The 23,640-nt window shown below is 73.3% G+C and carries 8 protein-coding genes; 5 read left to right on the top strand and 3 right to left on the bottom strand.

The window, feature by feature from the left end; genetic code table 11:
* Positions 1 to 3: 3 nt before the first annotated feature.
* The gene (locus ADK36_RS31780; RefSeq protein WP_048580734.1) at positions 4 to 1,998 is read right to left on the bottom strand and encodes a GDSL-type esterase/lipase family protein; all 1,995 of its coding nucleotides are present in this window, start codon (positions 1,996 to 1,998) and stop codon (positions 4 to 6) included.
* Positions 1,999 to 2,217: 219 nt separating this feature from the next.
* Here ADK36_RS31780 and tgmA point away from each other — a divergent pair, with 219 nt between their 5' ends.
* Together tgmA and ADK36_RS31770 are read left to right on the top strand one after the other, a co-directional pair.
* Positions 2,218 to 2,409 (top strand): putative ATP-grasp-modified RiPP, encoded by a 192-nt coding sequence (tgmA, locus tag ADK36_RS31775; protein ID WP_048580735.1) that lies wholly within the window; start codon positions 2,218 to 2,220, stop codon positions 2,407 to 2,409.
* A gap of 14 nt (positions 2,410 to 2,423) precedes the next feature.
* Positions 2,424 to 3,380, top strand: coding sequence for an MvdC/MvdD family ATP grasp protein (locus ADK36_RS31770; RefSeq protein ID WP_053199967.1), 957 nt, complete (start codon positions 2,424 to 2,426; stop codon positions 3,378 to 3,380).
* 13 nt (positions 3,381 to 3,393) lie between these two features.
* Here ADK36_RS31770 and ADK36_RS51605 read toward each other — a convergent pair whose 3' ends face one another.
* The gene (locus ADK36_RS51605) at positions 3,394 to 5,490 is read right to left on the bottom strand and encodes a 2-oxo acid dehydrogenase subunit E2 (protein WP_048580737.1); all 2,097 of its coding nucleotides are present in this window, start codon (positions 5,488 to 5,490) and stop codon (positions 3,394 to 3,396) included.
* A gap of 1 nt (position 5,491) precedes the next feature.
* Positions 5,492 to 6,613, bottom strand: coding sequence for a pyruvate dehydrogenase (acetyl-transferring) E1 component subunit alpha (pdhA, locus tag ADK36_RS31760; protein ID WP_048580738.1), 1,122 nt, complete (start codon positions 6,611 to 6,613; stop codon positions 5,492 to 5,494).
* A gap of 251 nt (positions 6,614 to 6,864) precedes the next feature.
* On the opposite strand from pdhA, the gene ADK36_RS31755 reads away from it, so the two are divergent.
* Genes ADK36_RS31755 through ADK36_RS31745 form a run of 3 tightly spaced genes read left to right on the top strand, consistent with a single transcriptional unit; the run spans position 6,865 to position 23,621 of the window.
* Positions 6,865 to 8,160, top strand: a complete 1,296-nt coding sequence (locus tag ADK36_RS31755; RefSeq protein WP_048580862.1) for a cysteate synthase — start codon at positions 6,865 to 6,867, stop codon at positions 8,158 to 8,160.
* Positions 8,157 to 15,878, top strand: coding sequence for a non-ribosomal peptide synthetase (locus tag ADK36_RS31750; RefSeq protein WP_053199965.1), 7,722 nt, complete (start codon positions 8,157 to 8,159; stop codon positions 15,876 to 15,878). The genes ADK36_RS31755 and ADK36_RS31750 overlap by 4 nt, the downstream gene beginning before the upstream one ends.
* A gap of 6 nt (positions 15,879 to 15,884) precedes the next feature.
* Positions 15,885 to 23,621, top strand: a complete 7,737-nt coding sequence (locus ADK36_RS31745) for a non-ribosomal peptide synthetase (protein ID WP_053199963.1) — start codon at positions 15,885 to 15,887, stop codon at positions 23,619 to 23,621.
* Positions 23,622 to 23,640 lie beyond the last annotated feature (19 nt).

Genomic DNA, 23,640 nt, shown 5'->3' with positions numbered 1-23,640 from the left:
CGGTCAGCCGCCGATGCGCGCCGCGATGATCGGTGCCAGGCGGTCGGCGATGACACGGTGGCCCTGGTCGTTGGGGTGGACGGAGTCCGTCAGGTGGCCGGAGCCCAGCCAGCCCGTCGTGTCGACGAAGGAGAGCCGGGTGTCGCCGCCGGCCACGGCCGCCTGGACGGCCGCCTCGGTCTGCGGGACGTAGCGGCCTCGGAAGGTCTCCAGCGCGAAGATCCAGGCCCGTGGATAGGCGGCCCTGACCTTGCGCAGCAGGCTGCCGTACGACGACTGGAACTGTGTCGAACTCACCCCGTGGCCCACGTCGTTGGTGCCCAGGTTGATGACGACGGCGTCCGCCTGGTAGCGGCCGAAGTCCCAGTCGGGCGTGGTGGAGTTGGGGTTGAGCCTGCCGAACTGCTGCTCCAGGCCGACGCATCCGTCGGCCGTCGCGACCAGACAGGCACCGCCCTGGGCCACCTGCGTGTGCTCGACACCCAGCCGTTCACCTATCAACCAGCCATATGCCGTACGGGCGTTCTGCGACGTGGTCGTGCCCACCGTGATCGAATCGCCGACGAACTCGACCAGCTTGGCGGGGGCCGGCGGAGCGAACGTCGTCGCCCCGCTGTCGAGGGCCAGCCCCTGGAACACGGCGTCACCGCGATAGGAGCCCGCGACCACCTGGTAGTTGACCTGGAGCGTGTGGTTGCCGGCCGACAGCGGCGTCGGGGTCAGGTTCACGGTGCCCTTGACGTCGTCGTAGAACTTCACCGGCCCGTTGTCGATACGCGCCCAGAAGTCGATCGTGTTGCGCTGCTTGAGCTTGACCGTCCGGCCGGTGAAGCCGACGCGGTAGTACGCCCCGGCCCAGTACGGCGTGTAGAGGGTGCTGGAGCTCCGGGTGTCCCAGCGGCCGACGAACTTGATGTTGGGGTCGCCGGGCTGTCCGGGAGCGGCGGCCTTGGCGGACACCTCGGCGGCGCTGCCCAGCCGGGCCGCGACGACGGGTGCCAGACGGCCGGCGAACTTGGTGTGGCCCGCCTCGTTGGGGTGGCCGTTGCCGTCCTCGTAGTCGGCGCCGTCGGTGAGCCAGCCCGTGGTGTCGACGTAGTGCACCTTGGTGTCACCGGCGGCGTTGCGGGCGCTGACGGCGGCCCTGGTCTCGGTGACGTAGCGCTTCTTGAGCGTCTGGACGGCGAAGAGCTGGGCTTCGGGGTGCCTGGCGCGCACGTCGCTCAGGAACTTGGTGTACGCCGCCTGGAACGCGGAGCCGGAGACGCCGTGGCCGATGTCGTTGGTGCCGAGGTTGATGACGACCGCGTTCGCCCGGTAGCGGGAGAAGTCCCAGTTCTGGCCGCCGGTGCTGCCGGCCCGGAAGTACTGGCCGCTCAGGCCCGTGCAACCGGACTGGGCGACCAGGCAGTAGCCGGCGCGGGCGATCCGGGTGTGCCGCATCCCCAGCCGCTCGCCGGTCTTCCAGGCGTACGAGTCGAGCGCCAGCCGGTCCGTGAGGGCGCCGGCGGTGATGGAGTCGCCGACGAACTCGACCAGCCCGGACGGCACGGCCGGACTGACCGTGCGCGCGCCGGAGTCCAGGACAAGGCCCTGGAAGACCGTGTCGCCCGACCGGTAGGAGATCCGTAGGGTGTGGGTGCCGGGGGAGAGGGGCTGGGGAGTGAGGTTCACCGTCCCGCGTACGCCCGCGTGGAAGACGTCCGGTCCGCCGTCGACGCTCGTGTAGAAGTTGACGGCGTCCCTGGCCCTGACCTTGACGGTGGTGCCGGTGAAGGCCGTCTGAAGGTACGCGCCGGACCACTGGGGCACGGCCGCGGTGCCCGAACTCGTGTCCCAGCGGCCGACGTAGACGATGTTCGGGTCGGACACCGAGCCGTCGCCCGCCGCTGCCCGCGCCGGCGAACCGCCCGCCCAGGACAGCGACAGAAGGCAGGCGACGAGCGCCGCGGTGAGGAGGAGGGGAAGGGTGCGTCTGGGGTGAGGGGATGTCTGCACGGGGTCCCTTTCACGTGGGGGGTTGGGAGCGCTCCCATGTAGAACTGCGTTTCGAGGGAAGCAATGAAACGGTTCAGCGTCAAGGACTCCTGCGCGGAGTCAGGGGATCCGGTGAAGGGTGTGACGACGTTCACGTCGATGTGGCGGAAAGTGATGAATTCCTTACGCAAGCAGTGCGTAAGTGACGGTAATTCACACGCACTACACCGGAGGTTCACCGTGCGACCGTTCACCCTCAACTACGCCTTTCCCAGAGGGCTTTCCAACGCGGTGACGCCGTATCACTTCGACCCGGCCCGCCAACTCAACGTGCTGCCCGACGGCCGTCCGGCCGTCAGTGATCCGGACCTTCTGCTCGCGGTCGGCACGACGACGTCGACCGCCGGATCCGCGACCCACTTCGACGACTGACGATCCGTGCGCGCATGACCGTACTGATCCTGACGTCCGAGGAGGACGTGACCGCCGACATGGTGGTGGCCGGGCTGCACCGGACGGGGACGCCCGTGATGCGACTGGATCCCGCCGACCTGCCGGGCAAGGCCGTACTGTCCGCCGACTACGCCTACGGCGACTTCGACGGGCACCTGTCGGTCAACGGGCATGTACTCAGCATGGGCGGCCTGCGCTCCATCTGGGTGCGCAGGCCCGGCGAACCGGCCGCGCACGCGGTCGACCCCTCACCGTGGCTGACCGCCGAGACCAGGCAGGCGCTGTACGGGATGCTCCACTCCGCCGCCGCACGGTGGATGAACCATCCGCGCAACGCCGACCAGGCCCGGCTGAAGCCCTGGCAGTTGAGGGTCGCCCACCTCAGCGGCTTCGCCGTGCCGCCGACGGTCATCACCACGGCACCCCGGCTGGCGCGTGATTTCGCCGAGGAGTACCGGGACGTGGTGGTGAAGTCCGCCTCGGGGCCGCCGCCCGGTGACCCCGCGCTGGCCCTGCCCACCACCCTCATCGGCCCCGACGCCGACTTCGGCGCCGTGGCCGCCGGGCCGGCGTTGCTCCAGAAGTACATCCCCAAGCGGGCCGACATCCGGCTGACCTGCGTCGGCTCCCGGCTGTTCGCCGCGCGGAAGACCGCCGAACCCGACCAGGTCGACGGGCGTTACGGGGACACGGGACACGGCTGGGAACCGGTTCCGGTCCCCGAACGCATCGGCAAGTCGGTGCACGAGTACGTCGGTCTGGCCGGACTGGCGTACGCCGCCTTCGACTTCGCCGAGGACGAGGACGGCATCTGGTGGTTCCTGGAGTGCAACCAGGGCGGCCAGTTCGGCTTCGTCGAGCTGGAGACCGGGCAGCCGATCGCGGAGGCGGTCGCGCTGTGGCTGGCCCAGGGCAGGGCGGACCGCCGCACGTCGGACGGCCGCGGGTGAGTCGGGCGGTGGGTCAGGTCCCGGAGTCGCCCACGAGACGGTCGGTGACATGGCGTAGGAATCCTGCCGCGGTGCCGCCGTCGCACACCCGGTGGTCGAAGGTGAGCGAGAGCGTGACGACCTTGCGCACCTCCACGCGGCCGTTCACCGCCCAGGGGCGGTCGGTGATGCGGCCCACCCCGAGCATCGCGGACTGGGGGTGGTTGAGGATCGGTGTGGCCCCGTCGACGTCGAGCGGGCCGTAGTTGTTCAGCGTGAAGGTGCCGCCGGTCCGGTGCTCCAGGGGGAGGGCGTCCTCACGGGCCAGGCCGGTCAGGCGGCCCAGCTCGGCCGCGAGCTCGTCGGGGCCCAGGCGGTGCGCGTCCCGGACCACGGGGACGACCAGACCGCGGGGGGTCTGCGCGGCGAAGCCGAGATGCACCTCGGGCAGGCGCACGATCTCCCTGCGGCCCGTGTCGACACGGGAGTTGAGGTCGGGAAAGGCGGCGAGCCCCGCCAGACACGCCCGCGCGAGCAGCGGCAGCAGGCTGGTGCCGCGGGTGGCACGGGCGGCGAGGAGGCCGGTGGCGTCGGCGTCCGCCCAGATGGTCACGGCGGGGGTGTCGCGGTGACCGCGGAGGTATTTCTCGGCGGTGGCGTCGAGCGGGGTGCGGGTGCCCGGATCCGGCTGGCGGGGCGCTGCGGAGGCTCGTGAGGAGGTTTGCGAGAACGCCCCTGAGGGCGCCCCCGAGGGGGCCGGTGAGGACGTCCCTGAGGCGGCCGGTGAAGGCGCCTGTGAGGACCGGCGTGCCCCGGTCGTCCCGTAGCCCGTGAGTACGGCCCCGGATGCCGGTTCCTCCGACGCGGGGTCCGCCACCGTCAGCAGCGCCGCCCCCACCCGCACGACCTCGCCCGCCCGGCAGTGCAGGGCCGTCACCGTCCCGGCGTACGGACTCGGCAGTGTCACCACCGACTTGGCGGTCTCCACCTCGGCGACGACCTGGTCCTGCTCGACCGTGTCACCTACCGCGACCGTCCACTCAAGCACTTCGGCGTCCGCCAACCCCTCGCCCAGATCGGGCAGATGGAAGGTCCGTTCGGTCGACTCGGTTGCGGTGGGGACGACTTGACGGGCCGACCGCTCCGTTCCGTCGAGCTCGGGCAGCAGCCGACGCAGCGCCTCCAGCACCCGCCCGGTACCCGGCAGATGCGCGCCCTCCAGCAGCGGGGGCGGATACGGGATGTCGAACCCCGTGACCCGCAGCACCGGCGCGACCAGCGCGTCGAAGCACCGCTCCTGCACCCGGGCCGCGATCTCGGCGCCGACCCCGGCGAAGCCCTGCGCCTCGTGCACCACCAGACAGCGGCCGGTGCGGCGGACCGACGCGGTGAGCGTACGGTCGTCCAGCGGGACGAGGCTGCGCAGGTCCAGCACCTCCACGTCCAGGCCCTCGGCCGCGGCCTCGCGGGCCGCCTCCAGGGCGACGGCGACCGACGGGCCGTACGTCACCAGCGTCGCGTCGCTCCCGGGGCGGCGTATCGCGGCCGTGCCGAACGGCTCGGTGCGGATGGGGAGTTGGACCGTCTTCTTGGTCCAGTAGTGGCGCTTCGGCTCCAGGAAGATCACCGGGTCCGGGTCGTCTATCGCCTCGCGCAGCAGGGAGTAGGCGTCCTCGGCCGTCGCAGGTGTCACCACCTTCAGCCCCGCCGTGTGCGCGTAGTACGCCTCGCTGGAGTCGCTGTGGTGCTCCACGCCCCCGATGCCGCCGCCGTACGGGATGCGGACGACCAGGGGCAGCGGGAGCATGCCCCGGGTGCGGTTGCGCATCTTGGCCATGTGGGAGGCGATCTGCTCGAACCCCGGGTAGGCGAACGCGTCGAACTGCATCTCCACCACCGGCCGGAACCCGGCCATCGCCATCCCGACCGCGAGGCCCGCGATGCCGGCCTCGCTGACCGGGGTGTCGAAGCAGCGCCGGTCCCCGAACTCGTCGGTGAGTCCGTCGGTGACCCGGAAGACGCCGCCGAGGCGGCCGACGTCCTCGCCGAAGACCACGACGCGTTCGTCCGCGCCGAGCGCGTCCCGCAGGGCGGCGTTGAGGGCCTGCGCCATCGTCACGCTGGTCGTCATGTCAGCGGCCCTCCGACTCGGCCCGTAGGGCGGCGCGTTGTTCGGTCAGGTGCGGGGGCGGCTCGGCGAAGACGTGGTCGAACAGGGTCTCGGGGTTGAGCTCGGGGTCGGCGGCGAGTCGTGCGCGCAGGTCGGCGGCGTACGCCTCCGCCTCGGCGGCCGCGGCGTCGGCGTCCGCGGCGGTCAGCACGCCCCGCTCGCGCAGGGCTGACTCCAGGCGGGTGATCGGGTCGCGCCGGCGCCAGTGCTCGGCCTCCTCGGCCGGGCGGTAGCGGGACGGGTCGTCGGCGCTGGTGTGCGGGCCCAGGCGGTAGGTGTGCGCCTCCACCAGCCACGGTCCGCCGCCCGCCCGCGCCTCCTCGACCGCCGTACTCAGCACGGCGAGGACGGCCGCGGCGTCGTTGCCGTCCACCTGTTCCGAGCGGACGCCGTAGCCGATGCCCTTGTAGGCCAGGCCCGGGGCCGCGCACTGGGCGGACAGCGGGACGGAGATGGCGTACCGGTTGTTCTGCACGAGGAAGACCACCGGCGCGCGCAGCACGCCCGCCAGGTTGAGCGCCTCGTGGAAGTCGCCCTCGCTGGTGGCGCCGTCGCCGACGAGCGCGAGGGCGACGGTGTCCGTGCCCTTGAGCCGCTCCGCGTGGGCCAGTCCGGTGGCGTGCGCGGCGTGGGTGGCGAGCGGGGTGCACTGCGGCGCGGTGCGGTGGTGCAGCGGGTCGTAGCCGCAGTGGGCGTCGCCGCGCAGCAGCGTCAGCGCCTCGACCGGGTCGATCCCGCGGCTGATCAGCGCGACGCAGTCCCGGTAGGTGGGGAACAGCCAGTCCGTGTCGCGCAACGCGAGCGCGGCGCCGACCTGGCAGGCCTCCTGACCGAGGCTGGACGGGTGGACCGCCAGCCTGCCCTGCCGGGCGAGCGCGGTCGCCTGCTCGTCGAAGCGGCGCCCGAGGACCATCCTCCGGTACGCCGTCAGCAGGGTCTCGGACGACGGCTCCCGGTACGTCCGGTTCGCTTCGTTCGCTGTTCTGTCTTGCGGTGACAGAAGGGAAACCGGAACCTGGGACGGGAGCCAGGGCGAGAGCTCCACCCCATTCCCCGGAGTCGTATGCGTCGGCGTATGACCCATGTTTCCGCCACCCCTTCCTCACGGCTTGTGGCGCTCGGATGATCTCCAGGGCATGTGCTTTCTCAACTGTCCGGCAGATAAGGGAAAGTGAAGCGGAACTGAACACTCCGACGTTCTCGGTAAGAGGTTGGTAAGCGCTTCCTATCTGTCAACCGGGCGTCGTGAAAAGGTAATTCGTACGTCGCTCGCCCTTCCCGAAGCGCCGGGTCAAATTGATCAGCGAAACGCGGCACTGCGGAAGGCAAGTGAACATGTCCGGAGTACGCCCGGGAACACGTCACTACACACTCGTCTGTTCCTCATGCGGAACCCGATACGAGGACGACGGCCTCCTCCTCGACTGCTCCCGTCGGCACGAACCGGCATTCTTGCGCACCGAGTACGAGAGAACCGGAACGCGTGTCGGCGAAAGCACGGGGCTGTTCCGGCACGCCCCGCTGCTGCCGGTGGCGGAGACCTTCCCCGGTGTGCCCGGCCCGGTCGTCCACCGCGCCGAACGCCTCGGCCGCCGTATCGGCCTCGACCGGCTCTGGGTCGCCTTCAACGGGTACTGGCCGGAGCGCGGCGCGCAGCTGCCCACCTGCACGTTCAAGGACCTGGAGGCGTACACGGTGCTGGGCCGGCTGCCCGTCGATCCGCCCGTCCTGGTGATCCCCTCCGCCGGCAACACCGCCGCCGCCTTCGCCTGGGCCGCCACCCGGCACCGGGTGCCCTGTCTGCTCGTCGTGCCCGCCCCCGCCCTGGAGCGGATGCGCTTCCCGGCCCCGCTCGACCCCTGCGTCCGGCTCGTCGTCCTCGACGGCGCCGCCACCTACAGCGACGCCATCGCCTGCGCCGACCTCCTCGCGCGACTCCCCGGCCACCACGCCGAGGGCGGCTGCCGCAACGTCGGCCGCCGCGACGGCCTCGGCACCGTCATGCTGGCCGCCGCCGAGGCGCTGGGCCGGCTGCCGGAGACGTACGTCCAGGCCGTGGGCAGCGGCACCGGGGCCATCGGCGCCCATGAGGCGGCGCGCCGCGTCCGCGCGGACGGCGAGCCGCTGCCGCGCCTGCTGATGTGCCAGAACACCCCCTTCACGCCGCTGTACGACGCCTGGCGGGACGCGGGCCCGGCCCCGGCCCACCGCGAACACGAGCCGCTGGCCCGCGAACTGACCAACCGCCGCCCGCCGTTCACCGTCCGCGGCGGCGTCCGGGACGTGCTCGCCGAGAGCGGCGGCGCCATCCGATGTACCGACAACGAGTCCGCGCTCGCCGCCATGGCGCTCTTCGAGGAGATCGAGGGCATCGACATCGAGCCCGGCGCCGGAGTCGCCCTCGCCGCCCTGGCCGACGCGGTCCGGGACGGACAGGTCCGCCGGGACGAACTCGTGCTCCTCAACATCACCGGCGGCGGCCGCGCCCGCCAGGCCCACGACCTCACGCTGACCCCCGCCGAACCCTGGCTGCGCGTCCCCTGGCCGGGCCGTGACACGGGTCCCCTGTCCGTCGCCGAGCAGGTGCGCCTCCTGCTGACCGGCGCCGTCGCCGTGGCGGAGGGCCGATGACCGACGCACCGGACCTGGACCTTTCCGCCGCGCAGCGCTCGATGTGGTTCGGCCACCGGCTGGACCCGGCGGGCGCCGCCTACAACGTGGGCGAGTACACCGAGATCCACGGGCCCCTCGACCCCCGGCACTTCCGGGCCGCGACAGGTCAGGTCGTGGACGCCACCGAGACGCTGCGGGTCCGCTTCACGGCCGACGACGACACCGTGCGCCAGCGCGTCGAAGCCGAGCCCGACTGGGACCTGCCCGTCATCGACCTCACGGACGAGCCCGACGCCCGGACGGCCGCCCGGTCGTGGATGGCCGCCGACTTCGCCACGCCGTTCGACCTCGACCGGCCCCCGCTCTTCCGGTACGCGCTGCTGAAGCTCGGGGACGCCCACTGGATCTGGTACCAGCGCTACCACCACATCGCCGTCGACGGCTACAGCTGCTCCCTCATCGCCGCCCGTGTCGCCGACGCCTACACCGCCCGGCTCGCCGGCACCCCGCACACCCCGCCCGCCGCGCCGCTCGCCCCACTGGTCGCCGCCGACGGGGCCTACCGGTCCGGTGAACGACACACCGAGGACCAGACCTACTGGACCCGCGCTCTCACCGACCGCCCCGACACCGTGGGCCTGTCCGCACGCCCACCCCAGGTCGCCGCCCGCTTCCTGCGCCGCACGGGTCATCTCCCCGAAGCGGCAGGGGACCTGGTCCACGCCGCCGCCCGGCGTGCGGGCACCCGCTGGTCGCGCGTCGTCCTCGCCGCGACCGCCGCCTATCTGCACCGGCTCACCGGAGCCCGCGACATCGTGCTGGGCCTCGCCGTCACCGCCCGCGAGAGCGAGACCGAACTCGCCACCCCCGGCATGGCATCCAACGTGCTCCCGCTGCGAGTGTCCGTACGCCCCGACACGGCCGCCTTCCACCTCGTACGCCAGACCGCGACGGCCACCCGCGAACTGCTGGCCCACCAGCGGCTGCGCGGCGAGGACCTGCGGCGGGAGCTGGACTGGCCACAGGGCGGGCGGCGGTTCTTCGGGCCCGTCGTCAACATCATGGCGTTCGGGCCGGAGTTGCGCTTCGCCGGGCACCCGACCACCCGCCACAACCTCTCCACGGGCCCGATCGAGGACCTGGCCTTCAACGTGTACGACCGCGCGGACGGCCACGGCATCCGCGTCGACCTCGACGCGAGCCCCGCGCACTACACGGACGCCGAACTCACCTCCCACCACCGGCGGTTCACGCACTTCCTGGAACAGTTCGCCGGGGCCGTGCTCGGTCCCGGCACCCCGGTCGGCCGCGTCGAGACGGCCCTTGCCGGAGAGCACTCACGACTTGTCGGCGCAGACCCGAGCCGGGGCGAGGTGAGCGTGCCCGCCCTGTTCGCGGCCCGCGTCACCGCAGACCCGACGGGCACGGCGCTGCGATCCGCCCTCGGCCAGAGTGAACACGACATCACCTACGGGGAGTTGAACGCCCGCGCCAACCGCCTCGCCCACCGGCTGATCGGCCTCGGTGTCCGCCCGGAGGACCGCGTCGCGGTGCTGATGGGCCGTTCGGACCACCTGGTCGTCGCGCTGCTGGCCGTCCTCAAGGCGGGCGGCGCGTACGTCGGCCTCGATCCACGGGCCCCGGGCGCCCGCACCCGGCGGATCCTCGCCGAGACACGTGCGGCGGTCCTGCTGACGGAGCCGGAGACGGAGGCAGGGGCGGGGGCGGGCGCTCCGGCGGAGGCCGAGTCGACCGCGGACGCCTACGACGGCCCCGTCCTCGTCACCGTCACCGACCCGTCGCTCGCCACCGAGCCGGACACCGACCCCGGACTTCCGATACACCCGGCTCAACTGGCCTACGTCAGCTACACATCCGGCTCCACCGGCACCCCGAAGGGTGTCGCCGTCACCCACCGCGACGTCACCGCCCTCGCCACCGACGCGGCGTTCGAGGGAGGCGCCCACGCGCGCGTGCTGGTGCACTCGCCGACCGCCTTCGACGCGTCCACCTACGAGCTGTGGGTGCCGCTGCTGACCGGCGGCACCGCCGTGGTCGCCGACCCTGAGCAGGACGTGGACGCCGTGGCTGTGGCGCGCCTGACGGGACGGCACGGACTGACGGCGCTGTGGCTCACGGCCGGGCTGTTCCGGCTCGCCGCCGAGGAGGACCCGGGCTGCTTCACGGGACTGCGTCAGGTGTGGACGGGCGGCGAGCCGGTCCCGGCCGCCGCCGTACGCCGGGTGCTCGCCGCCTGCCCGGGGCTGACCGTCACCGACGGCTACGGCCCGACCGAGACGACCACCTTCGCCACGTACCGACCGTGCCCGCCGGGCGTTCCCGTGCCCGACCCGCTCCCCGTCGGCCGTCCGCTGGACGGCATGCGCGCCCACGTCCTCGACGGCGCCCTCCGGCCGGTCCCCACGGGCACGGTGGGGGAGTTGTACGTCGCCGGCCCCGGTGTGGCGCGCGGCTACCTGCACCGACCGGCCGCGACCGCCGAGCGCTTCGTCCCCGACCCCCTCGGCCCGCCCGGCGCCCGCATGTACCGCACCGGCGACCGTGTCCGCCTCACGCCCGACGGCGAACTCGAGTTCCACGGCCGCGCCGACGGACAGATCAAGCTGCGCGGCTTCCGCATCGAGCTCGGCGAGATCGAGACGGCCCTGGCCGAACACCCCGGCGTCGCCCAGGCGGTCGCCGTCATCCGCGAGGACCGGCCCGGCGACCGGCGCATGGTGGCGTACGCCGTCCCCGCCGAGGGCGCGGCACCGACACCGGACGCCCTGCGTGACCGCCTCGCCGCCCGGCTGCCCGACCACATGGTCCCGTCGGCCGTCGTCGTCCTGGAGCGACTGCCGCTGACGGCCAACGGGAAACTCGACCGGGCCGCGCTGCCGGCCCCGCGGGCCGTGACGGCCGCCTCGGCACCCGCGGACGCTGCCGCCGCCCGCACGCCCTGCGAAGAGGTCCTGTGCGGACTGTTCGCCGACGTGCTGGGCCTGCCCGAGGTGGGAGCCGGTGACGGCTTCTTCGCCCTCGGCGGCCACTCGCTGCTCGCGCTGCGGCTCCTCGGCCGTGTCCGCGCCGCGCTCGGCGCCGAGCTGACCCTGCGCGACGTGTTCCGGTCACCCACACCGGCCGGGCTCGCCCGGCTGGTCCACGCGGGGACGGCCGTACGACCACGACCCGGACCTCGAAGGACGGCACACGCCGAGGCGCCGCTGTCCTCCGCCCAGCGGCGGCTGTGGTTCCTGCACCGGCTGGAAGGGCCCGGCGCCGCCTACAACATCCCCCTCGCCGTACGGCTGACCGGCGGGCCGCTCGACGCGGACGCCCTGCGCGCCGCGCTCGCCGACCTGGTCGCCCGGCACGAGATCCTGCGTACCGTGTACCCCGACGCGGACGGGCTCCCCTGTCAGCGGGTGCTGGATGCCGTGCGGCCCGAGCTGCACACCGGCGCCGTCCTTGAGCCCGAACTGCCACAGGCACTACTGGAGTTGGCGTCGGCGGGATTCCGGATCGCCGACGAGACCCCGCTCCGCGCGCACCTCCTCGTCCTCGGCCCCGAGGACCATGTACTCCTCCTCGTGCTGCACCACATCGCCGCGGACGGATGGTCCCTGGACCCGCTGCTCCGGGACCTGGCGACCGCGTACCGGGCCCGGGCCGCGGGGCGGGAGCCGGACTGGGCTCCACTGCCCTTCCAGTACGCCGACTACGGCGCCTGGCAACAGGACCTCCTGGGACACGACCAGGACCGTCAGCTCGCCCACTGGCATGAGGCGCTCGCCGGACTCCCCGACGAACTCGTCCTCCCCGCCGACCGCCCCCGTCCGGCCCGCGCCACCCACCGGGGCGGCGACATCCCGGTGCGTCTCGACGCCGACCTGCACCGGCGCCTGCGCGGGCTGGCCGCAGCCACCGGAACGACCGTGTTCATGGCCGTGCAGGCAGGGCTCGCCGCCCTGCTCACCCGCCTCGGCGCGGGCACCGACATCCCGCTCGGCACCCCGGTCGCGGGACGGGCCGACGAGACGCTCGACGACCTGGTCGGCTGCTTCCTCAACAACCTGGTGCTGCGCACCGACACCTCCGGCGACCCGACCTTCCGCCAGCTGCTGGACCGGGTCCGGGAGACCGACCTGGCCGCCTATGCCCACCAGGACCTGCCGTTCGAGCACCTGGTGGAAGCCCTCAACCCGCCGCGCTCGCTCGCCCGGCACCCGCTCTTCCAGGTGATGCTCGCCTTCCGGCCCTCCACCGACCCGGGCCTCGACCTGCCGGGTCTGCGCGCTCGGAACCTGTCGGTCGAGACCGGAGCGACGAAGGTCGACCTGACCTTCAACCTCGGCGAGCGGCGCACCGCCGACGGATCCCCGGATGGCATCGACGGCGTCCTCCAGTACAGCGCCGACCTCTTCGACCGCCGTACGGCCGAGGAGCTGGCCGCCCGTCTGGAGCGGCTGCTGCGGGCCGCCGTCGACGACCCGGACCGGGCGATCGGCGCGCTCGACATCCTCGCGGTCGGCGAACGGCACCGGCTGCTCGCCGAGTGCAACGACACGGCACGGGAGATCCCGGACACCACCTTCCCCCGGATGTTCGAGGAGCAGGCCGCACGGACGCCGGACGCGGTGGCGGTCGAGGACGCCGGCGTTCGCCTGACGTATCGGCAATTGGCCGAGCGGGCCGAGCGGTTGGCGCGGGTGCTGACCTCGTGCGGTGCCGGGCCGGGGCGATTCGTCGCCTTCTCGCTGCCTCGCTCGGTCGACCTCGCGGTCGCCGTGCTGGCCGTCCTCAAGGCGGGCGCCGCCTATCTGCCGCTGGATCCCGAGCACCCGGCCGAGCGCACCGCCTACGTGCTCTCCGACGCCGCCCCGGTGTGCCTGATCACCCGGGACCGGCCGCACTCCGTGGACTGTCCCGTCGTATCCCCGGACGCCGTACCGGAGGACGCCGACGCGGGCCTGCCCCTCGTCGACGCCCGGCCCGCCGACCCCGCCTACCTGATCTACACCTCCGGCACCACCGGGCGCCCCAAAGGTGTCGTCGTCGAGCACCGCAACCTCACCACCTACGTGGCCCGGTGCGTCGAGGCGTACCCGAGTCTGCGGGGCGCCTCGCTCCTGCACGCCACCATGTCGTTCGACGCGACCGTGACCACCCTGCACGGGGCACTCGCGGCCGGCGGGCGCGTGCACATCGCCGCCTTCCACGAGGCCGGTGCCGCGCCCCTGCCCGGCGGCTACGGCTTTCTCAAGGCCACGCCCAGCCACCTCCCCCTGCTCTCCGCGCTCCCGCACGACCTGTCGCCCGGCGAGGAGTTCATGCTCGGTGGCGAGGCACTCGTGGGAGAGGCCCTGCGCGAGTGGCGCCGTGCGCACCCGCATGTACGGCTGATCAACCACTACGGTCCCACCGAACTCACCGTCGGCTGCACCGATCACCGCATCGAACCCGGCGACGACCTCCCGACGGGACCCGTGCCGATCGGCCGGCCCATGTGGAACACCCGCGCCTACGTGCTCGACACACACCTGAACCCGGTACCGGCCGGCGTCGAGGGCGAGTTGTATGTGGCCGGCGACCATGTGGCGCGCGGCTACTGGAATCGTCCGGGCCTGACCGCCGAGCGTTTCGTCGCCGCCCCCTTCGGGCCCGCCGGTGAGCGCATGTACCGCACCGGCGACCTCGCCGTGCGTCGCCCCGACGGAACCCTGGAGCTGCGGGGGCGTGCCGACGGCCAGCTCAAGATCCGGGGGCTGAGGATCGAGCCCGGGGAGATCGAGGGTGTGCTGACCGCCCATCCGGCCGTCATCCAGGCCGCAGTGGTCGTGCGGGAGGAGGACGCGGGCCGTGTCCGGCGTCTCGTCGGGTACGTCGTCGGCGCCGGCGAGGCCGACCTCCCGGCCGTGAGCGCTCACTGCGCCCGCCACCTGCCCGCCCACATGCTGCCCGAGGCGCTGGTGCCGCTGGCCGCCCTGCCGATGACCGGCAACGGGAAACTGGACCGCGCGGCCCTGCCCGAGCCCGCCCGTGCCTCGGCGGCGGCGGGTACGGGCCGCGCGCCGCACACCCCGGAGGAGAGGGCGCTCCGGGAACTCTTCGCCGAGGTCCTCGGCGTGGCGGACGTGGGCGTCGAGGACGGCTTCTTCGACCTCGGCGGCGACAGCATCACCTCGATCCATCTGGTGAGCCGCGCGCTCGCCGCGGGGCTGCGCCTCACCCCACGTGATGTGTTCGAGCAGCGGACCGTGGCCGCGCTCGCGGCGCTGGCGGCGGCCCGCCCCGCGCCCGGCACTCCGCCCCCGGACCGGGAACCGGCGTTCGGTGAGCTGCCCCTCACCCCGGCCCTGCACCGGTTGCGTGAACGCGGCGGTCCGATCGGCTCGTTCAGCCAGTCCGTCCTGCTCGTCACGCCCGCCGACGCCGACGAGCAGCGACTGACACGCGTGCTCCAGGCCCTCGTGGACCGCCACGACGCCCTGCGGATGCGGATACGTATGCGGACAGGGACGCGGTTGAGCGCTGATGACTGGACGGCCGAGATCATGCCGCCGGGCAGTGTCGACGCGGGCGCGCTGTTGGAGCGGGTTCCCTCGTCCGACGCCATGCCCGGCCCCGGGGTCGGTCCTCAACTGAACCCGACTGAGGGCCAGTTGCTGCGAGCCGTGTGGTTCGACGCCGGACCCGCCCGATCCGGACGCCTCCTGCTGACGATCCATCACCTCGCCGTGGACGGCGTCTCCTGGAACATCCTCCGCACCGACCTGGTGGCCGCCTGGCGCGCGGAGGAGCCGCCCCCGCCCGGTACGTCCTTCCGGCAGTGGGCCCTGCTGCTGGAGCGCGCGGCACTGGAGCGGGCGGCCGAACTCGACCTATGGCAACGGGGGTTGGGCACCCCTGACGCGCACGCCGGGCGACTCCTCGGCAGCCGACGGCCCGACCCGGCGGTGGACACGGTCGGCGCCATGCGCCACCTCTCCCGGGAACTCCCCGCCGACGTCACCGCCGAGCTGCTCACCACCGTCCCGGCCGCCTTCCACGCGGGCCCCGAGGACGTGCTGCTCGCCGCGCTGGCCGCCGCCTTCGCCCGCCGGACGAGCCACCGGGCCGTCCTGCTCGACATCGAGCGGCACGGTCGGGAGGAGATCACCGACGGCGTGGACCTGTCACGCACGGTGGGGTGGTTCACCAGCGTCGTGCCGGCCCGGCTCGACCTCGCCGACGTGGACCTGGACGATCGGGCCCAGGTCCTGAAGAGCGTCAAGGAGCAGCTGCGGTCCGTACCCGACCACGGGATCGGACACGGACTGCTCCGGCACCTCAACCCCGACACCGGCCCGGTCCTGGCCGCGCTCCCGGCGCCCGAGATCGGCTTCAACTATCTGGGCCGTACGAACCGGGAGGCCGGTGCCGACTGGTCGGTGGCCCCCGAGACACCCCCGGGCCTGGGCGCGGCCCACGACCCCGCCCTGCCCGTCGCCCACGGCCTGGAGATCACCGCCGTGACCACCGGCGACGGCAGGCTCACCGCCACCTGGTCGTGGGCCCCCGGCATCTGGTCCGAGGGCGACGTCAGTGCCCTCGCCGACCTGTGGTGCGCGGAACTGGCCGCTCAGGCCGACGGCCGTCCGGCGGGCGGGCACACCCCGTCCGACCTGCCCCTGGTGGCCCTGTCCCAAGCAGAGATCGACGAACTCGAAGCCGAGTTCGGAAGCGAGTGGAGGTAACCCACGGTGACGCGGTCCGGAATCGCCGACATCCTGCCCCTGTCGCCGCTACAGGAAGGCCTGCTCTTCCACGCGCTGTACGACGACGAGCACGGCCCGGATGTCTACGCCGCCCAGCAGATCCTGGAGCTGACCGGCCCCGTGGACCCGGCGGCCGTCCGCGCCGCCGGGCAGGCCCTGCTCGACCGGCACCCCAACCTGCGCGCCTGCTTCCGCCGCCGGGAGACCGGGGCGCCCGTGCAGATCGTGCCGACGGACGTCGAACTCCCCTGGGCCGAGGCGGACTTGTCGGAGCTCGGCGAGGACGAGCGGGACAAGGAATGGGAGCGGTTGCTGGACGAGGAGCGCACCCGCCGTTTCGACCTGGCGAAACCCCCGCTCATCCGATACCTGCTGGTCCGCTTCGACGCCGACCGGTACCGCCTCGCCGTCACCAACCATCACATCCTGCTGGACGGCTGGTCGAAGCAACTGCTGGTACGTGAGTTCAGCGCCCTGTACGCGGGCGAGCACCCGACGTCCCTGCCCGCTGCGCCCGCCTACCGCGACTACCTCGCCTGGCTGGCCCGGCAGGACCGGGACGCGGCGGAGGCGGCCTGGCGTGACGCCTTGGACGGCGTGACCGAGCCCAGCCTCCTCGCTCCCGCCGCACATGCCCCGGCCACCGCTGATGTCGCCAACCCCGCGACCCTCCTGCCGGCCGAACTCGTCGTCGAACTCCCCGAAGAGCTGACCCGGGCCGCCGAGACCACGGCGCGCTCCCTCGGGATCACCCTCAACACTCTCGTCCAGGGCGCCTGGGGTGTGCTGGTCGGCCGCCTCACCGGCCGCACCGACGTCGTCTTCGGGCAGACGGTGTCCGTCCGCCCGCCCGAGCTGCGGAACATCGCCACGATGGTCGGCTTCTGCATCAACACCGTCGCCACCCGGGTGAGCTGGAACGACAGCGGAACCGTCGCCGACCTCCTCACCGCCCTCCAAGACCGGCAGACGGGCCTGCTCACGCACCAGCACCTGGGTCTCGCCGACATCCGGCGGGCCACCGGTACCGGCGGCGAACTCTTCGACACCCTGCTCGCCTTCGAGAACCACCCCGGCGCCGCGAGCCCCAAAGCCGCCTCCTCCCCGGTCACCCAGCTGCCCGGCCGCGACGCCACCCACTACCCGCTGACCCTCGCCGTCCTGCCCGCCCGACGCCTCGCCCTGCGGCTGTCGTACCGCCCCGACCTGTACGACGAGACCGGCGCGCGCACCCTCCTCGACCGCTTCGCCCTCACCCTCGAAACCCTGGCCACGGACCCGTCCCGGCGCCTGAGCGACGTGGAGGTCCTGCTGCCGGGGGAGCGGGAGCGACTGCTCGGCGAGGCTCCGGATCCGGCGGCGGTCCCCGTTCCGGATCCGGTTCCGGCCAGGGAGACCGGGGAGGCCGCCACCCTGCCCGAGCTGTTCGCGCGCCAGGCTGCCCGCACCCCGGGTGCCACCGCCGTGGTGCACGACGGCACCCGCCTCACCTACGCCGAACTCGACGCCCGTGCCGAGCGCCTGGCCCGGGTGCTCGCGGCACACGGCGCGGGCCCCGAACGACTGGTGGCGCTCGCGCTGCCCCGCTCCGCCGAGCTGGTGGTGGCCATCCTCGCGGTGCTCCGGACCGGCGCCGCGTACCTGCCGATGGACCCCGAGTATCCGGCGGACCGCCTGGCCTTCATGTTGGCCGACGCGGCACCGGTCCTGCTCCTGACGACCGGCGAGAGGGCGGCCGACCTGCCCGCCTCGCAGGTCCCGGTGCTCACACTCGACGAACCGATCCCCGAAGCGGTCCCCGTCACCCCGCACGTGACGGGCGATCACCTCGCCTACGTCATCTACACGTCCGGCTCCACGGGACAGCCCAAGGGCGTCGCCGTACCGCACCGGAACGTGGTCCGACTGTTCGAGTCGACCCGGCACTGGTTCGACTTCGGTCCCGACGACGTGTGGACGCTGTTCCACTCCTACGCCTTCGACTTCTCCGTCTGGGAGCTGTGGGGAGCGCTGCTGCACGGCGGCACGCTCGTGGTCGTGCCGTTCGAGGTCAGCCGTGAACCGGAGGCGTTCCTGCGGCTGCTCGCCCGCGAACGGGTCACGGTGCTGAACCAGACGCCGTCGGCCTTCGGGGAACTGCTGCGCGTCGGCGTCCCCGACGACCTGACCCTGCGGTACGTCGTCTTCGGCGGCGAGGCACTCGACCCCGCCCTGGTGGCCGAGTGGTACACACGGCACCCGCACGGCGCCCCCGTCCTGGTGAACATGTACGGGATCACGGAGACCACCGTCCATGTCACCGGACTCCCGCTGACGCCGGGCAGGCCGGACGGGATCGGCCGGACCATTCCCGACCTGCGCGCCTACGTCCTGGACGGTGCCCTGCGCCTCGTACCGCCGGGCGTGACAGGCGAGTTGTACGTGGCCGGCGCGGGTGTGGCGCGCGGCTATCTCGGCCGGCCGGGCTTGACGGCCGGGCGGTTCGTGGCGGACCCGTTCGCTGGCCCGGGTGAACGCATGTACCGCACGGGCGACTTGGCGCGCTGGTCGGCCGACGGGGACCTGGAGTACGCGGGCCGGGCCGACGACCAGGTCAAGATCCGCGGCTTCCGCATCGAACTCGGTGAGGTGGAGGCGGCGCTCGCCGATCACCCCGACGTCGCACAGGCGGTCGTTCTCGTCCGGGACGGGCGCCTGGTCGCCCACGTCGTCGCCGACACCGACCCCACCGTCCTCGACCCCACGGAACTGCGCCGGCACGCGGCCCGGTCGCTGCCGGACCACATGGTGCCCTCGGCCGTCGTCGTCCTGGACCGACTGCCGCTGACCGCCAACGGCAAGCTCGACCGCGCCGCCCTGCCCGCCCCCACCCCCGCGTCGGGTTCCGCGACGGGGGCCGGGCGCGCGCCGCGCACCCCGCAGCAGGAGATCCTGTGCGGTCTGTTCGCGGACGTCCTCGGCCTCGACCCGCACCAGGTCGGCGCCGACGACGGCTTCTTCGCCCTCGGCGGTGACTCCCTGCTCGCCATGCGACTGGTCGACCGGATCAGGGCCGTGCTCGGCACCGCACTGCCCGTACGGGCGGTCTTCGAGGCCCCGAGCCCCGCCGGACTCGCGGCCCGTGCGAGCGACGTCCAGGACGAGCGACGCCCCGAACTCGCCCGCCGGGACCGGCGTCCCGGCCCGCTGCCGCTGTCGTACGCCCAGCAGCGCCTGTGGTTCATGAGCCGCCTCGACGGCGGACACACCACCTACACCGTGCCATGGGCGCTGCGCGTCACCGGCCCGCTCGACCACGAGGCACTGCGGGCGGCCCTCGGTGACGTCGTGGCCCGCCACGAGCCGCTGCGCACGCTGTACCCGGACGTCCAGGGCACCCCGCACCAGCGGATCCTGCCCCCGGACGGGACACGGCCGCCCCTGCCGGTCGTCCCCGCCACCGAGGCCGAACTCCCCGCCCTGCTCACCGGGTCGGCCGGACACCGCTTCGCCCTCGCCACCGACCTCCCCCTGCGCGCGACCCTGTACCGCCTCGCACCCGACACCCACGTCCTGCTGCTCCTCGCCCACCACATCGCGGTGGACGGCTGGTCCATGGCACCGCTGATGCGCGACCTGGAGACGGCGTATGCGGCACGGTGCGCGGGTCACGCCCCGCAATGGCCCCAACTGCCGGTCAGCTACGCCGACTTCGCCTGCTGGCAGCGTGACCTGCTCGGACCGGAGGGCGCGGCGGACAGCCTGATGTCGCGTCAGATCGAGTTCTGGAAGCAGTCGTTGAGCGGTGCTCCGGAGGAACTCCCCCTCCCCGCCGACCGTCCCAGGCCCGCCGAACCCAGCGGCCGAGGCGGCCGTGTCGCCCTCACCCTCGACGCCGACCTGCACGCCGGCCTCGCCGATCTCGCCGCCTCCTCACGCGTCACCCTGTTCATGGTGCTCCAGGCCGGGCTCGCCGCGCTGCTGACCCGGCTCGGCTCTGGCACCGACATCCCCGTCGGCACGCCCGTCGCGGGACGGACCGACGACAGGCTCGACGACCTCGTCGGCTTCTTCGTCAACAGCCTCACCCTGCGTACCGACACCTCCGGCAACCCCACCTTCCGCGAACTCCTGAACCGCACCCGGGACTTCGACCTGTCCGCCTACGCCCACCAGGACGTGCCGTTCGACCTCCTCGTGGACGCGATCAGCCCCGAACGCTCCCTCGCCCGCCACCCCCTCTTCCAGGTCATGCTGGCTTTCACCGGCCACACCACCGAGCCCGCCCTCTCCTTGCCCGGACTCCGCGTCGCCCGCGAGCCGGTCGAGACGGGTGCCGCCCGCTTCGACCTGTCCCTGTACCTCACCGAGCACCGCCACGCCGACGGCTCCGCGGCGGGCATCGACGGCGTCGCCGAGTACAGCACCGACCTGTTCGACCCCGGCACCGCCCAGCACCTCGTCCACCGACTCGTCCGGGTCCTGTCCACCGTCGCCGCGCACCCCGACCGGCGCCTCGGCGACATCGACCTCCTGGACGCCGAGGAAGTGCGGCGCCTCGACGAGTGGAACGGTACGCGGACCGAGGGAAACGGTACGCAGACCGAGCCGCCTGCCGCGTCCGTGGCCGAGCTGTTCCGTCAGCAGGTGCGCCGGACGCCCGAAGCCCCCGCCCTCAACCAGCTGTCGTACGCCGAACTGGACGCGCGTGCCGATCGGTTGGCCCGCCTGCTCACCGGGCGCGGCATCGGCCCGGGTGACGTGGTGGCGGTGGTGCTGCCGCGCTCCGTGGACCGGATCGTCGCGATCCTGGCCGTGGCGCTGACCGGTGCCGCGTTTCTGCCGGTGGACCCCGGGCTGCCGCGTGAGCGCATCGACTTCATGCTCGACGACGCCCGGCCGGCGTATGTCCTCGACGACATCGCCCCGGACGGCGCACCGGGCGAGATTCCGGACACGTATCACCCGGACCAGGCCGCGTACGTCATCTACACCTCCGGCTCGACGGGTGTGCCGAAGGGCGTCGTCGTCGGGAACCGGGGCCTCGCCGCCCTCGCCCGGACCCAGATCGAGCGCTTCGGCCTCGACGCGGCGTCCCGGGTGCTGCAGTTCTCCGCGCCCGGATTCGACGCCTCGGTGATGGAACTGCTCATGGCGTTCGCTTCGGGCGGGACGCTGGTGGTCCCGCCCGAGGCCGGCCCACTGGTCGGCGCGCCGCTCCAGCGGATCCTGACGGACGAGTCGATCACCCACGCCCTCATCCCGCCCGCCGCCCTCGCGACACTGCCCGCGAGCGACCTCCCCGAACTGCGCACCCTGGTCGTCGGTGCCGAAGCATGCCCGGGAGAGCTGGTCGCCCGCTGGTCCCCGGGCCGGCGCATGGCCAACGCCTACGGTCCGACCGAGTCGACGGTGTGCGCCACGATCAGCGTGCCCCTCTCCGGCGACGAGGCGCCGCCCATCGGCCGCCCGGTCACCGGGACCCGAGCCCATGTGCTGGACGCCTGGCTGCGACCGGTCCCGCCGGGTGTGGTGGGCGAGTTGTATCTCGCGGGCGTGGGTGTGGCGCGCGGCTATCTGGGCCGGCCGGGCCTGACGGCCGGGCGGTTCGTGGCGGACCCGTTCGCTGGCCCGGGTGAACGCATGTACCGCACGGGCGACTTGGCGCGCTGGTCGGCCGACGGGGAGCTGGAGTACGCGGGCCGGGCCGACGACCAGGTCAAGATCCGCGGCTTCCGCATCGAGCCGGGCGAGATCGAGGCCGTACTGTCCCGGCACCCGCAGGTCGGGCACGTCGCCGTCGTCGTACGGGAGGACGAGCCCGGAGAGCGACGCCTGGTCGCGTACGTCGTACCGGAAGCCCCCGCATCGCCCCCGGAACCGGCGACGCTGCGGCAGCACGCCGAGCAGGCACTGCCCGACTACATGGTGCCGTCGGCCGTGGTCGTCCTCGACGCACTGCCGCTGACCCCCAACGGCAAGCTCGACCGCAAGGCCCTGCCCCTGCCCGTCCCCGCGCCGGCCGCGCCGCCCACCGGCAAGTCCGCCGCGTCACCTGCCGAGCAGGTACTCGCCGAGCTCTTCCGTGATCTGCTGAAGCTGTCGGAAGTTCCGTTCGACCGGGGCTTCTTCGCGCTGGGCGGGGACAGCATCTCGTCGATTCGGTTGGTGAGCCGGGCGGCTGAGGCGGGTGTGGTGATCAGCCCGCGGGACGTCTTCGAGCATCAGACCGTCAGCGGGCTCGCGGCGGTGGCCCGGGGCCCGGTGGGGGCAGCCCGCGCCGAGGACGACGGAGTCGGCGCCCTGCCGCTCACCCCCGTGATGCGGTGGCTGCTGGAGCGCGGCGGGCCCATCGACCGGCTCAGCCAGTCCGTCCTCCTGACCGTCCCGGCGGGCGCCGAACTGCCGCGCCTGACCGAGGCGTTGCAGGCCCTGATCGACCACCACGACATGCTGCGGTCCCGTCTCACCGCGTCCGGTGAACTCGACGTCGGCCCGGCCGGCCGCCTGCGCGCCGCCGAGCTGCTCGACCGACGGGACGTGCGGGACGCGCGGGACGGCGCCGGTGGTGACCTCGACTCGGCGGTGAGGGAGGAGTTCGAGCGGGCCGTGGGGCTGCTCGATCCGGCTGCCGGGGCGATGGCGCGGGCGGTGTGGTTCGACCCCGGACCGGAGCGCGCCGGGCGCCTGCTGCTCGTCGTGCATCACCTGGCCGTGGACGGGGTGTCCTGGCGGATCCTCGTACCCGACCTCGAAGCCGCGTGGTCGGCGGTATCCGCGGGGCGGGTGCCGAAGCTGCCGCCGGTCGGCACGTCGTTCCGCCGCTGGTCCGCGCTCCTCGGCGAGGAGGCGCGCAGGCCCGCCCGGGTCGCCGAGGCCGCGCTGTGGCGCCGCATGCTCGCCGCCCCTCGCACCGCGCTCGGCACCCGTCCGCTCGACCCCGCCCGGGACACCGCCGCGACCACCCGCTCGCTGCGCCGCACCCTGCCACCCGAGGCGACCGCGCCGCTGCTCACGACCGTCCCGTCCGCGTTCGGCACCGGCACCCAGGACGTCCTGCTCACCGGCCTCGCCCTGGCCGTCGCCGACCGGCAGGGCGCCCCGCACGTCCTCGTCGACATCGAGGGACACGGACGCGAGGAACTGGCGCCCGGCCTCGACCTGTCGCGCACCGTCGGCTGGTTCACCTCCCTCTACCCGGTCCACCTCGACCTGGACGGCATCGATCTCCCCGACGCCCTCACCGCGGGCCCCGCCGCCGAGACGGCGGCCCGGCGCATCGGTGAGCGGCTGCGCGAACTGCCCGACCACGGCGCCGGGTTCGGCCTCCTGCGCCACCTCAACCCCGAGACGGCACCCGGCCTCGCCGAACACCCCGCCCCGGAGATCGGCTTCAACTACCTGGGCCGGTTCACCGCACCCGACAACACGGGCGAGTGGACCTTCGCCCCCGAGTCGTCCGCGCTCGGCGGCGGCGTCGACCCCGGCCTCGGCGCCGCGCACGCCCTCGACCTCAACGCCGTCGTCCAGGACTCCGACGACGGGCCCCGGCTGGTGGCCGACTGGTCCTGGGCCGACGGGGTGCTGACCGAGGCGGAGGTACGGGACCTGGCGGACGCCTGGTTCGTGGCGCTCGCCGCGCTCGCCGAGCGGGCCGCCTCCGGCGCGCGGGCCGTGCCGCCGACCGACGACGAGCTCTCGCTGGACGAACTCGACGAACTCGCCGCGGGCCTCGACGGCTAGCCCGACCAGAAGGACAGCA

The sequence above is a fragment of the Streptomyces viridochromogenes genome (assembly GCF_001270495.1).
In the GTDB taxonomy this organism is placed as follows: Bacteria; Actinomycetota; Actinomycetes; order Streptomycetales; family Streptomycetaceae; genus Streptomyces; species Streptomyces viridochromogenes_A.
Note: the sequence above shows the minus strand (reverse complement) of the source record. Positions and strands in the feature narration are given on the sequence as shown.

Bases quoted from the DNA above. Each gene is read 5' to 3' on its own strand.
- ADK36_RS31755 (WP_048580862.1), top strand. From the start codon at position 6,865: ATGTCCGGAGTACGCCCGGGAACACGTCACTACACACTCGTCTGTTCC.
- pdhA (WP_048580738.1), bottom strand. From the start codon at position 6,613: ATGGGTCATACGCCGACGCATACGACTCCGGGGAATGGGGTGGAGCTC.
- ADK36_RS31770 (WP_053199967.1), top strand. From the start codon at position 2,424: ATGACCGTACTGATCCTGACGTCCGAGGAGGACGTGACCGCCGACATG.
- ADK36_RS51605 (WP_048580737.1), bottom strand. From the start codon at position 5,490: ATGACGACCAGCGTGACGATGGCGCAGGCCCTCAACGCCGCCCTGCGG.
- ADK36_RS31750 (WP_053199965.1), top strand. From the start codon at position 8,157: ATGACCGACGCACCGGACCTGGACCTTTCCGCCGCGCAGCGCTCGATG.